This is a genomic window from Mariniflexile sp. TRM1-10, assembly GCF_003425985.1.
Lineage (GTDB): Bacteria > Bacteroidota > Bacteroidia > Flavobacteriales > Flavobacteriaceae > Mariniflexile.
On sequence record NZ_CP022985.1, the window covers coordinates 3,978,971 to 3,991,881 of the forward strand.

Here is a 12,911-nt window from a genome sequence, read left to right on the forward strand (position 1 = left end):
ATAATTGAACGCCAAAAATTATGTACAAAGGATATAAATATTTAATTTTGCACGAACTAACTAAGAACTAAAAAAGCTTATAATTAATTTGATCAAGCACTTAGCAAAGTGTTTTTTTTAATTTTTAATAAGCCACTTCAAGTTGATGGTTAAGTCTTAATTTTTAATAGCAATAAGATTTATAATAAATGAAAGATTTATTCGAAAAGATTTATAAAGACAAAGGTCCGTTAGGAAAATGGGCGTCTCAAGCTGAAGGATATTTTGTGTTTCCAAAATTAGAAGGACAGATATCAAACAGAATGAAGTTTCAAGGAAAAGACGTTATTACTTGGAGTATAAACGATTATTTAGGGTTAGCTAATCATCCCGAAATCCGTAAAGTTGATGGAGAAGCGGGTGTGGCGTATGGTTCTGCATATCCCATGGGAGCTCGTATGATGTCTGGTCATACAGATCTTCATGAAACACTTCAAAATGAGTTAGCTGAGTTTGTTGGAAAAGAAGCAGCTTATTTATTGAATTTTGGATATCAAGGTATGGTATCTACCATTGATGCCTTGGTGTCTAAAGATGATATTATTGTGTATGATGTAGATGCACATGCTTGCATTATTGATGGTGTGCGTTTGCATATGGGTAAACGTTTCACTTACAAACACAATGATATTGTAAGTTTAGAAAAGAATCTTGAAAGAGCTACTAAAATGGCTGAACAAACTGGAGGTGGTATCTTAGTTATTTCCGAAGGTGTTTTTGGTATGCGTGGTGAACAAGGAAAACTTAAGGAAATTGCAGCCCTTAAGCAGAAATATAATTTTAGATTTTTAGTTGATGATGCACACGGTTTTGGTACGCAAGGTGCTACGGGTGCAGGTACAGGTGAAGAACAAGGCGTTCAAGGCGATATCGATGTATATTTTGCTACGTTTGCAAAATCCATGGCAGGAACGGGTGCGTTTATTGCTGCCGATAAAGAGATTATAGATTATTTAAAATACAATCTCCGTTCTCAAATGTTTGCTAAATCGTTACAAATGCAATTGGTTGTTGGAGCAAGAAAGCGTTTAGAAATGCTTAAAACCATGCCTGAGCTAAAAAACAAGCTTTGGGAAAACACCAATGCCTTACAATCTGGACTTAAAGAAAGAGGTTTTGATATTGGAACAACGCAAAGTTGTGTCACACCAGTATATTTAAAAGGAAGCATTCCAGAAGCCATGGCTTTAGTAAAAGATTTACGTGAGAATTTTGGAGTTTTCTGTTCTATAGTGGTTTATCCCGTAATACCTAAAGGATTAATTTTATTAAGATTAATACCAACAGCAACACATACATTAGAAGATATTCAAATAACTTTAGATGCTTTTGATGCTATTAGAGCACGTTTAGAAAACGGTACTTACCAACGCTTATCTGCTGCTGTAATGGCTGCTATGGAGGAATAGTAAGTATATTATAATTATATCATATCAAAAAGAGCTTCAATTTGAAGCTCTTTTTTAGTTATAAACGTGAGTTCGATGTAATGTGTCCTGATATCCAGGTGTTTAAATAGTTAAAAAATCAAAAAACGATATCATTACAAAACTATAGTTAAGGTTGGCAAATATACCCTAACTTTTAACTGTTTAAGCGTGTAATCGTATATCACAAACTTCATCGGTACAAACTTTGAACGCTGAACACTGAACTTTCTTCTAATATTGCACTTCTAATATCTAACTTATATTGTACTTCTAACATCTAATTTAGTCAAAATTTATATCAAGTTTATAAGTCTTTTTTGAACGTTTTTCTACGTCTATAAACTTCAGGATTAAAATGTTTCCATATTTGGTGTATGGCATAATTATCTTCTAACTCGGGAGTTCTAATGCAGGTTTTAATGCCTTTTTCTTTAAACGTATCATAATATTCATTAAAAATTACTGCATGAACACCTTTGTTTTGATAATCGGGATGGATGCCTATTAAATAAAAAATAACCTCTTTACTGTGCTTTTTTGCATGCAAAATATGCCTAAAACCAAAAGGAAAAAGTTTTCCATTCATTTTTTGTAATGCCTTTGAAAATGCAGGCATTACAATAGCAAAAGCTACTAAGTTGTCATCTTTATCAACAACAAACTTGATGTATTCCGGATTTATAAAACTGATGAATTTCTTTTTAAAATATTCCTTTTGAATATCAGTAATCGCAACAAAGGATGATAACGATGCATAACTTTCGTTAAATAAATCAAACATTTTATCGGCATAAGGCATAACCTCTTCTGTTTTTGTGAATTTTAATGCCTTAATTTGGTATCGCTTTTTTATCAGTTCCTGTGCTTTAAGGAAGAATTCCGGTTTTACATTTTCAAAAGGAAATCTACTTTCAGAATATGATTTTTCTACGATATAACCCGCTTGTTCATAATGTTTTGCGTAATATGGGTGGTTATACCAAGTTACCATAGGTGCTATGGCATCAAATCCTTCTGTAACAACACCTACTTTATCTAAATTTGAAAACCCAACGGGGCCTTCGGTAAATGTAAAGTTGTGGGATCTCCCTATGGTTTCAACTTGATTTAAAAGTGCTTTTGAAACTTCTAAATCATCAATAAAATCAAACCAACCAAATCGCATTTTTTTTAGCGTTTGGTTATTAACCTCAAGCCAATTTATAATGGCGGCAACACGACCAACAAGTTCACCATTTTTGTATGCTAAAAACAATCTAGATTCGGCATCGTTAAACACTGGGTTTTCTTTTTTGTTGAAGGTTTTTAGCTCTTCGCTAATAATAGGAGGTACCCAATATTTTGAATCTTTATATAGTTTGAATGGAAATTTTACAAAAGCTTTTAAGTCGCTTTTTGTTGTTACTTCTTTTATGGAAATCATGTATTGGTGGCGTAAATTTTTTTAATTAATTGAAACTTTGATCTTTTCTTTTTTGCTTTTTGTTGTATTCCTCTATGACATCTGTGGTTTTCTTCGATTTGTTTTTTCTAGACCTTCTATCTCCTTCGTCTTTTGCTGAAGTACCATTGTCTATTTCTTTATCCTTATGGAAATCCAAGCGGTAGGACATGCCCAAATTAATACCCAAAACAGACGGCGTGTCTTTTGTATTGAAAACGACGGAAGTATCTAATTGAAAATTTTTGCTCCATAAATAACCTCCACCAAATCTAAACAAGTTATCGGCATAAAAATCGCTTTGTATACCTTGGGTTTCTCCAAACACGACCCATTTTGGGCTGAATGAATGGGTTAATGTTACTATATATTGAAAATCAGACTGATCTGTCCCAATTCTATCTTTAATAAAATTCATCACAAATACCCAACCGCCCGAAAAATTGTGTTGAGTCGCAATCATCACCTTTGGGCTAAATCCTTCAATACCTGGAGCAGTATATGGGTTGTTTTTAGTATCATAATTAGCTCCTGCGTAAACTGATACTGCGGGTATTAACGACTTCCATTTAAAGCGATTGTTTGCTTTCCAACTGTATAAGTTTGGCTTTTCATTTTCAGAATTTTTATATGGATCATATACTAAATACTTAGCGCCAATGGTTAGAAATTTAAAATTGGCACGGTCGTCTTCAGCAGAAATATTAGAGGCGTAAGTTTTGGTGTCACTTTGAAAAGTCCCTTCAATATTAAGTTCTAATTCTTCCCATATTAAGCCATAACGAGCTGCAAAATCCACACCGAAACCATCAACTTCATAACTGGCTGCAGGTGTTCTTTTTTCCTTAATCATATAAGGCCCAACTTCAAATTGTACAACATTGGTACCAACAGAAAAGGCACTTCTAGAGACGCCTGGACGGTTGGAATTTATAACATCGGTATATTGTGAAAAGGCTTGTAAGGTAATTAGACTTAGTAAAAGGCATAAGGTAGATTTGATTTGGATCATAAGTTTTTATTTTAGTTATCGTGAATAGATACTTAAAAATTCCTGTTAAGGCTTTTCAAATATAGATATTTTATACTTTTTTTATCATTTTTGAACGCTTTTTAAGTAGATAGAATTGTATTTTTGTAAAAAAAATATTTTTATGTTACAACAAGCATCTGTAACGGGTTTTGTGAGAACTCTACTAATTATCCTGCTTATTTATTATGGAATAAAGATTCTTTCAAGACTTTTTGCACCTTTATTACTTAAATATATAGCCAAAAAAGCCGAACAAAAGTTTGGAGATCAATTTGGTCAATTTCAACAAAGATCCCAACAACAACAGCAAAAAAAGGAAGGTGAAGTAACTATTGATAAAATGCCGAATGCAAAATCTTCAAATAAAGATGTTGGTGAATATGTGGATTACGAAGAAATTGACTAATTTCACATCCATTCTTTTTTAAAATATTTTCATGCAGTTTTCAATAAAAAAGCTTCTTCCGCACGTTCTAGTTGTTCTAGGGTTTATTATTATATCATTAGCATATTTTAATCCGGTTTTAAAAGGAAAACAAATCTTTCAAAGCGACATCATGCAATATATTGGCATGAGCAAGCAGCAAAATGATTTTAGAGCAGAAACCGGTGAAGAAACCTATTGGACAAATAGTGCCTTTGCAGGGATGCCAACATATCAATTAGGGGCAAAATATCCACATAACTATATTAAAAAACTAGACTTAACACTTCGGTTTTTACCACGTCCCGCCGATTATTTATTTTTATATTTGTTAGGGTTTTACATCCTTTTGTTGGTATTGAAAGTCGATTTTAAACTGGCAACCATTGGCGCGCTTGCGTTTGGTTTTTCCACATATTTAATAATAATCTTAGGAGTTGGACACAACAGTAAAGCACATGCCATTGCTTATATGCCATTGGTTTTAAGTGGTATTTTGCTAACATTTCAAAAACGCTATATTGCAGGGTTTTTGCTTACAACCATAGCGATGGGGCTGGAACTGGTGGCAAACCATTTTCAAATGACTTATTATTTGATGCTCTTGGTTCTTGTTTTAGGTGTTGCATATTTAATCGACGCTTATAAAAAGAAAGAGCTGCCTCATTATTTTAAAACTATTGGCCTTTTAACGGTTGCCGTTATTTTATCTATTGCTTTAAACGCTACCAATGTATTGGCAACCCAAGAATACGTTAAAGAGAGTACGCGTGGTAAAAGTGAGTTAACCATCAATCCTGATGGCTCACCAAAAGAAGCTACTTCTGGTTTAGATAAAGATTATATTACACAGTTTAGCTATGGATTTGCGGAAACATTTAATCTGTTTATCCCTAGATTTATGGGAGGTGGTAATGGAGAAGATGTTGGTAAAGATTCAGCTACCTACGAAGCTTTTAGAAAATTAGGAGCTACCACAACCCAAGCGGCGCAAGAAGCGAAACGGGCGCCTATGTATTGGGGCGATCAGCCTATTGTAGAAGCACCTGCATATATTGGAGCAGTGGTGCTATTCTTATTTGTTTTTGCATTGTTTTTGGTGAAAGGACGCTTAAAGTGGTGGCTTGTTGGTGGTTCAGTAATGTCGTTATTGCTGTCTTACGGGAAAAATTTAGGGTTTCTAACGGATTTCTTTATCGATTATGTGCCCATGTACAATAAATTTAGAGCAGTCACTTCTATCCAGGTTATTTTAGAATTATGTATACCCGTATTGGCTATTTTTGGATTGGTAAGGTTGTTTAACGATTTTGAGAAAAAAGAAGAAAAACTGAAAGCTTTGAAATATTCAGCCATTATAACAGGTGGTTTGGCACTTGTGTTTTTGCTATTCAAATCGTCATTATTTGATTTTGTTGGAGCGAATGATGGTTTTTATCGTCAAAGTTACGGCGAAGCATTTGTTGATGCCTTAAGGGAGGACAGACGAACCATTTTCACTAACGATACTATTAGAACATTAATCTTGGTATTGCTTTCAGCAGGTGCTATTTATATGTATTTGCAAAACAAGCTTAAAGAGAAATGGGTTGTTGTCGCCTTTGGAGCGCTTATTTTGTTTGATTTGGTTGGCGTAGATAGACGCTATGTAAACAACGACGACTTTGTGTCGGCTATTCAAGTTAACAAACCTTTTGAAGCGACCGAGGTTGATAATTATATTTTAAAGGACACCGGTTATTATCGCGTATTTGATTTGGTTGGTGGTGCAGCTAAGCCATCGTATTTTCACAATTCACTTAATGGGTATAACGCTGCCGAATTAAAACGTTACAGCGAGTTATTCGATTTTTATATAGTCAAGAACAATATCAATGTGCTTAACATGCTTAACACCAAGTACATTATTGCGCAAGATAAAGATGGAAACCTATTTCCTTATAAAAACGATGAAGCCAACGGACATGCATGGTTTGTTAAGGAGCTAAAGCGTGTTGATTCTGCCAATGAAGAAATAAAAGTATTGGATAGTTTGGACAACAAGAACGTTGCTGTATTTGATAATTCCGATTTTGGATCTTATTATAAATCTTCAGAAATCCCTAAATTCAAAGTGGATTCTCTAGCCTCCATAAAATTAATTGAGCATAAACCAAACTATCTTAAATACCAATCAAACAACTCAAATAAGGGATTTGCAGTGTTTTCTGAAATTTATTATGGTAACGGTTGGAAAACATTTATTGATGGCAAGGAAACGACCCATATCCGTGTAAATTATACCTTAAGAGGTATGGAGATTCCAGCAGGAAAGCATACCATTGAATTTAAGTTCGACCCCGATGTAGTAAAAACAGGCAGTAGTATTGCATTGGCAAGTTCTATTTTGGTTGGCTTGTTGTTGCTAGGAGGTTTGTTCTACGAGTTTAAAAAGAAATCAGGAAAAGGTGCGTAAAAAAGCACTCATAATAACTTATTATTGGCCGCCTGCAGGTGGTCCAGGAGTGCAACGTTGGTTAAAATTCGTAAAGTATTTGCCAGATTTTAATATTGAGCCGATTGTTTATATTCCTGAAAATCCAAGATATCCTTTAAGGGATAATAGTTTAAGTTCTGAAGTTTCTAGTGCGCTTACTATCATTAAGCAACCTATTAATGAGCCATATAAATTGGCGGATTTGTTTTCGGAAAAAACATCAAAAACCATTAGTAAAGGGGTGATTTCCGAAAAGAAAACCCAAAGCTTCGTTGAAAAATTACTGCTATATATAAGAGGGAATTTTTTTATACCTGATGCTCGTAAAGGTTGGATAAAACCTTCGGTAGTATTTCTTTCAGAATATATTTCAAAAGAAAACATAGAAACCATAATCACTACGGGGCCACCGCATAGTCTGCATTTAATAGGTTTAAAATTAAAAGAACAACTAGGCGTGAAGTGGGTGGCAGATTTTAGGGATCCATGGACGACCATCGGGTATCACAAGCAGTTAAAACTGACGGAATCTTCAAAAGCAAAGCACAAAGAATTAGAAAAACAGGTTTTAATTACTGCCGACCAAATAATTGTTACGAGTTTCAAGACGAAAAAAGAGTTTCAGCAAATAACGAATCAGTCTATTGAGGTCATAACCAATGGTTACGATAAAGAATCGGTTGTGGATTTTAAAATGGATTCTAAGTTCACATTGGCACATATTGGGTCGTTATTATCCAAGCGTAATCCCGAAATTTTATGGAGGGTTTTAAGTGATTTAATTGCAGAAAACGATTCCTTTTTAAAAGATCTTCAGCTTAATTTTATAGGCTTTGTTAGTGGTGATGTGCTTTATTCCATTGAAAAGTATCATTTAAGTGATTATATAAATAATATAGGTTATGTGTCGCATAAAGAAGCTATTAAATATCAAAAAAAATCACAGATTCTATTGTTGATTGAAATAGATTCAGATGAAACGAAATGTATTATTCCTGGGAAATTATTTGAGTATATGGTTTCTAACAGACCTATTGTAGCTATTGGACCAAAAGATTCCGATGTTGAAAAAATCATTCAAGAAACCAATACTGGCAACTACTTTAATTATACAGATTATGATTTGTTAAAAACAACTATCTTAGAGCATTATAAAGCATATAAAAACAAGTCATTGCAAGTACACCCCATAGGTTTGCAAAAATACAGCCGAAAATCGCTAACAGAGGCATTATCGAAATTACTATAAATGGGCATTGTAACATCACAATCTTTTAAAAACACCATTTCAACCTATATTGGTTTTGGTATTGGTGCACTCAATACCTTATTTTTATATACCTATTTTATTTCTGATGTGTATTATGGTTTGGTAGCATTTATGCTGAGTACCGCTAACATTATCATGCCTTTAATGGCGTTTGGTGCCCATAACACTATAATAAAATTCTATTCTGCATTTAAAACCAAGAATTCGTTAAACAGTTTTTTAACACTCATGCTCCTTTTGCCTTTAGCGCTTATTATCCCAATTGGTTTAATAGGATGTTTTACTTACGAAGCTATTGGCGAATTGTTATCACAAAAAAATCCCATTGTTAAAGATTATGTATGGTACATTTTTGTATCAGCTATTGCTATGGCGTATTTCGAGGTGTTTTTTGCTTGGTCTAAAACGCAATTGCAAACCGTTTTTGGTAATTTCATGAAAGAAGTGTTTCACAGGGTAGGTGTGATGCTCCTTTTGTTTGCGGTATATTTTAAATGGCTGGATGTTGAACAATTCATTGTAGGCATAGTAGGCGTTTATATTTTACGCATGCTTATTATGAAGCTGTATGCCTTCACAGTAAGATTTCCTGTTATAAAGTTTTATAGAATCGAAGGCTTGCGTGCTATTTTAAAATATTCTGCGTTAATAATTGTTGCAGGGTCTATTGCAACGATTATTTTAGACATCGATTCGTTTATGTTGGGTATGTACATTCCTATTCAGGAAGTAGCATATTATGGTGTGGGCATCTATATTGCTACGGTTATTGTTGTGCCATCTCGCTCTATGCAACAAATTCTTCAACCATTAACGGCACAGTATTTAAATGATAAAAATAAGGTAGCCCTTAAAGATTTGTACATACGAAGTTCGCAAACCTTATTTATTATTGGCGGATTTATATTTCTAATCATCATTATAAATATAAACACCCTGTATCTTCTTATACCAGAAGAGTTTAGTGGTGGGCTTGTTGTGGTGTTTATGGTAGGAATAGCAAAACTTTACGATTGCTTAATGGGCTGTAATAATGTGGTACTATTTAATAGCGATTATTATCGAGTAGTTTTGTTGTTTGGAGTTATTTTAACGGTTTTGACGGTGTTTCTTAATATACTATTTATACCCATGTTTGGTATTAATGGGGCGGCATTTGCTACGTTTTTGGCGGTTTCGGTATATAATTCCATTAAAATTTACTTTGTAAAGATTAAGTTTGATATGATGCCTTTTAATAAAGATACCGCTAAAGTTTTATTATTGATTATGCTAAGTGTTTTGTTTTTCTATTTTTGGGAATTTCCATTTCACCCCATTATTAACATTGGTTTGAAAACACTGCTAGCAAGCGTTTTTTATGTTCTAACTATTTTAAAGCTGGATGTTTCCGAAGATATTTCGTTGGTTATAAAGAAGTATTTGAAGATTAAATAGACTTTAATTAAAGAGAGTTCGATTTATTCTTGTCTGATAATCAATTATTTGCATTAACACTGTCTGGTCGAGCGCAGTCGAGACCTCATTTAAAGGTGTCAAAGTCTAAAAACCTCTCGACTGCGCTCGAGGTGACAGAAATACTATTCTTTAATCATATAACAATCAATAATTTGCATATCGTTTTATATCGAGTTTGTATGTTTAAACCGTGAGACTAAAACCTGAAGGCATTATTAACTTGTCAAGTATAAATATTAACTTGTTAAGTATAAAATTAACCAAATAATACCTTCAGATATGAAAGAGCTACAATTTACAAAAAAAGTAGACTACTCCAATGAGAGTATTTACATTGGGATAGATGTGCACAAGAAAAGTTGGGGAATATGTATTTTAACGGATTGTTATGAGCATAAAGTTTTTAGCCAACCGCCGCAACCTATAGTTTTAGTAAATTATTTACACCGAAATTTTCCTAATGGCAATTATTATAGTGCCTATGAAGCAGGGTTTTGTGGGTTTTGGATAGCACACGATTTAGAAAAGCTAGGAGTTTGTAATCTAGTGGTCAATCCTTCGGATATCCCTACTACCAATAAAGAGAAAAAACAGAAAAGTGATAAGCGTGACGCCCGTAAGATAGCAAGGTCACTAAGAAATAAGGCATTAAAAGGGATTTATGTGCCTAATCAGAAACTGCTGGAGGAACGGCTTTTAGTTCGTACAAGGCAAAAGTTATTATCTGATATTAAACTCACGTTAATTAAAGAGATTCCCGCCTGCGCGGGAATAGAAACAGAAAACCCCACGATGTTGCTTTGAGGCAAACTTATCGCAGGGATTTCCAAACTAACCAACCAAAATTGTTACGATCGTCTTCTTGTTGGGGCTTCCGATCTTGTATTTTTATTACCAGAGTTACCTCTACTTTGCGTAGCCATTGGTTTGCTTTGTGTAGACCTGGTAACAGTTCTTTGTTCTGCTGCTCTTGGTTTACTTTGCGAGGTACGTTGTTTTACTTGCGGCATACTTCTGGTATTTGTATTGCTTTTAGTATATGTACGAGAATTATTGTTATTTGGTTTTTGAACAACCATATTTTTTCTTGTACGGCTTACATCATTTGTTCTAGAATTATTTTGTATTACAGTTCTATTAACGTTTTCTCTGGTTCTTTTGGTGTCATTGTTTTGATAATTATTATCTCTAGAAACTCTATTGTTATTAGAAATTCTATTGTTATTTGAGTTGTCATATCTATTATCAATTCTATTTACTGTTTTAGAACTTCTATTGGTATTACTATCATAACGTCTAGAATTGTTAGTATCTGAAAGCTCTCTTCTAGAAATTGCATTTCTGTTAATTTGGGTGACGTTTCTATCGCTTCTGTACGCAGTCGCATAACTTCTGTTTCTTTCAATCGTTTCACCACGTCTGCTGTAAATAGCAGTTCTTGGTCTGTAATTGTTGTGAAACGGTCTGTTGTACACGTAGCGTACCGGTTGGTAATACTGTCTGTATGGTCTGTTGTAAACGACACAATAATCGTATGCAGGAACACTGTAGTAACGATGCCAAGGTCTGTACACATAATGTCTATTATAAACATTTATATAACCTGTACAATGTGAAAAAACATTATAATTGTTATAGTGGACATATAAACCACCCACACGGGTAACATACCCACGGTTATTGTAGTTTATATTTACGTTTCCTACTTGGGAAACACGCCCGTAATAATCGTAATAAATAGGTGTGTTTTCTATTTGAATAATAGCACCATATTCGTCATATTGTACATAGGCATTATAATCGTATCCAGAGTTAAAACTGATATTTACATTTGGTGATCCAACAGAAACGTTTAAACGCGAATTGCCACGTAAAATATTAAAATCGAATTGCCCATCGGGGAACACTGAAAATTCGATACCATCCTCAACAAAAATGAAAGAGTTACCGTAACCTCTGTTGTAGATAGCATTTGTGTTTTCTGTATGAGTTGTGGTTGCATTAACGGTAAATCCCGTAAGGATTAAACCTGCTAACAAAAATATAAACCTTTTACTCACGACATTTAATCTGATTACGTGTTCGTGAAATTTATTTGAAATTTTCATAATTGTGAGTATTAATTGTGATACGTTTATGTAATTACAAACAGCGTGCCAAAAAACAACGTGTATATATAACTACCTGTAATTGAATATTATATTTTGAAATTTTAACAATCTATATAGAACCTCTAATCAAACGATCTTACTTATAAAAACAAAAATCCTGAACTTTAAAACTTTAAGTTCAGGATTTTCAACTAACTAAATGCCATTTAAGCTTTTAATCTAAATAATTCCCCGACGGCCCTGCCTCGGGGTGTCCAATTCACCTCTCCTTTGGAGGAGAGGTCAGAACTGCCCGAAAAGGCAGTTCTGGGTGAGGTAAAATACAAAATTTCGGTTTTTGACCCTGAGGTCAAAATGAAACAGGCGAAACCTGTACTGAGCCTAGTCGAAGTATACCTCTATGGCTCTGCCTCGAGGATAGTCTGTTTCAAGAAATTTTTTATTGCCATTTATTCTTTTTTTTTATTTTACCATGTTGCTTGTAATAGTAGAAATCGTCATCGTTATCACAATGTTGGTTGTTATGTGTCCAAGTATTATGGGTATCAATATGGTAATCATTAAAACGATTGTGTTGGTTTACAACCCCTCGAACTGAAACAATTTCTCCCCAATGGTTGTAGTTAACTCTTAAGCCACCAACTTGTGATAGGGTAGCGTTTCTCCCTCGGCTATAATCTATAAACACAGAGCCAACTCGGGTAATTTTTCCATATCTATCGTAGTTTAAATATACATTACCGATACTTCGTATGTTACCACTTCTATCACGGGAAATATAGGTGTTTCTTGGTGTCGATGACGTATAGTTAATGCTTACTCGTGGGTCATTGTAGGATGCATTAATTGTGTTTCGTCTAGAGTTAGAATTATAATAGTCATCATGATAATTGGCATTAAAATCGAAACTACCATCAGGAAATATTAAAAATTCTACGCCACGTTCTACAAACACTATAGGTTGCGCGTAGCGGTAGCGTTTTGTAACATCGATATCGTTTTCTTTGCTGTTTTTGCTTAAATCTGTTGCTGATGCAGTTGTTAATACCATTAATAAACCTGCAATTAAAAATACTGTTCTTTTCATATGTAAATATTTATTGTTTTTTATAGGTCATATGGACACGAGCGATAGCGAACTGGAGAAGCAATCGCTTTATTTTCATTGGAGTTTGGGTTTCCAAATGATGGCGATTTCATAATTCAAATATTTAATATTCTGCCTACTT

Annotated in this window: 10 protein-coding genes; 6 read left to right on the forward strand and 4 right to left on the reverse strand. The window is 34.0% G+C overall.

The annotated features are described in order from the left end of the window. The first annotated feature begins 188 nt into the window (after nucleotides 1–188). Complete coding sequence (capB, locus tag CJ739_RS16545; RefSeq protein ID WP_117177293.1) at nucleotides 189–1,448, forward strand: cysteate-C-fatty acyltransferase; 1,260 nt, start codon at nucleotides 189–191, stop codon at nucleotides 1,446–1,448. Between the two features lie 325 nt (nucleotides 1,449–1,773). Here capB and CJ739_RS16550 read toward each other — a convergent pair whose 3' ends face one another. Both CJ739_RS16550 and CJ739_RS16555 read right to left on the reverse strand, forming a co-directional pair. Continuing rightward, a complete protein-coding gene (locus CJ739_RS16550; RefSeq protein WP_117177296.1) occupies nucleotides 1,774–2,892 on the reverse strand; it encodes a GNAT family N-acetyltransferase in 1,119 nt (372 codons plus the stop codon). A 25-nt stretch (nucleotides 2,893–2,917) separates the two neighbouring features. Then, nucleotides 2,918–3,922 (reverse strand): transporter, encoded by a 1,005-nt coding sequence (locus tag CJ739_RS16555; protein ID WP_117177298.1) that lies wholly within the window; start codon nucleotides 3,920–3,922, stop codon nucleotides 2,918–2,920. A gap of 142 nt (nucleotides 3,923–4,064) precedes the next feature. Between CJ739_RS16555 and CJ739_RS16560 the strand changes: the two genes are divergently transcribed. The 5 genes from CJ739_RS16560 to CJ739_RS16580 all read left to right on the forward strand — a co-directional run bounded on the left by CJ739_RS16560 (nucleotide 4,065) and on the right by CJ739_RS16580 (nucleotide 10,375). Beyond that, nucleotides 4,065–4,349, forward strand: coding sequence for a DUF4834 family protein (locus CJ739_RS16560; protein ID WP_117177300.1), 285 nt, complete (start codon nucleotides 4,065–4,067; stop codon nucleotides 4,347–4,349). 31 nt (nucleotides 4,350–4,380) lie between these two features. After that, the gene (locus CJ739_RS16565) at nucleotides 4,381–6,822 is read left to right on the forward strand and encodes a YfhO family protein (RefSeq protein ID WP_117177302.1); all 2,442 of its coding nucleotides are present in this window, start codon (nucleotides 4,381–4,383) and stop codon (nucleotides 6,820–6,822) included. Next, on the forward strand, nucleotides 6,815–8,092 hold the full coding sequence (locus CJ739_RS16570) for a glycosyltransferase family 4 protein (protein ID WP_117177304.1): 1,278 nt from the start codon (nucleotides 6,815–6,817) through the stop codon (nucleotides 8,090–8,092). Before CJ739_RS16565 ends, CJ739_RS16570 begins: the two co-directional genes overlap by 8 nt. Next, entirely contained in the window at nucleotides 8,093–9,550 is a 1,458-nt protein-coding gene (locus CJ739_RS16575; protein WP_117177306.1) for an oligosaccharide flippase family protein, read from the forward strand. It begins immediately after the preceding gene. 300 nt (nucleotides 9,551–9,850) lie between these two features. Beyond that, nucleotides 9,851–10,375, forward strand: a complete 525-nt coding sequence (locus tag CJ739_RS16580; protein ID WP_117177308.1) for an IS110 family transposase — start codon at nucleotides 9,851–9,853, stop codon at nucleotides 10,373–10,375. Nucleotides 10,376–10,419: 44 nt separating this feature from the next. On the opposite strand, the gene CJ739_RS16585 is transcribed toward CJ739_RS16580, so the two are convergent. Together CJ739_RS16585 and CJ739_RS16590 are read right to left on the reverse strand one after the other, a co-directional pair. Next, on the reverse strand, nucleotides 10,420–11,679 hold the full coding sequence (locus CJ739_RS16585; RefSeq protein ID WP_117177310.1) for a hypothetical protein: 1,260 nt from the start codon (nucleotides 11,677–11,679) through the stop codon (nucleotides 10,420–10,422). A 442-nt stretch (nucleotides 11,680–12,121) separates the two neighbouring features. Beyond that, nucleotides 12,122–12,769, reverse strand: coding sequence for a hypothetical protein (locus CJ739_RS16590; RefSeq protein WP_117177313.1), 648 nt, complete (start codon nucleotides 12,767–12,769; stop codon nucleotides 12,122–12,124). Nucleotides 12,770–12,911: the final 142 nt, after the last annotated feature.

Coding starts and splice junctions, on each gene's coding strand:
- CJ739_RS16580 (WP_117177308.1), top strand. CDS start 9,851: ATGAAAGAGCTACAATTTACAAAAAAAGTAGACTACTCCAATGAGAGT.
- CJ739_RS16550 (WP_117177296.1), bottom strand. CDS start 2,892: ATGATTTCCATAAAAGAAGTAACAACAAAAAGCGACTTAAAAGCTTTT.
- CJ739_RS16555 (WP_117177298.1), bottom strand. CDS start 3,922: ATGATCCAAATCAAATCTACCTTATGCCTTTTACTAAGTCTAATTACC.
- CJ739_RS16575 (WP_117177306.1), top strand. CDS start 8,093: ATGGGCATTGTAACATCACAATCTTTTAAAAACACCATTTCAACCTAT.
- CJ739_RS16585 (WP_117177310.1), bottom strand. CDS start 11,679: ATGAAAATTTCAAATAAATTTCACGAACACGTAATCAGATTAAATGTC.
- capB (WP_117177293.1), top strand. CDS start 189: ATGAAAGATTTATTCGAAAAGATTTATAAAGACAAAGGTCCGTTAGGA.
- CJ739_RS16590 (WP_117177313.1), bottom strand. CDS start 12,769: ATGAAAAGAACAGTATTTTTAATTGCAGGTTTATTAATGGTATTAACA.
- CJ739_RS16565 (WP_117177302.1), top strand. CDS start 4,381: ATGCAGTTTTCAATAAAAAAGCTTCTTCCGCACGTTCTAGTTGTTCTA.
- CJ739_RS16560 (WP_117177300.1), top strand. CDS start 4,065: ATGTTACAACAAGCATCTGTAACGGGTTTTGTGAGAACTCTACTAATT.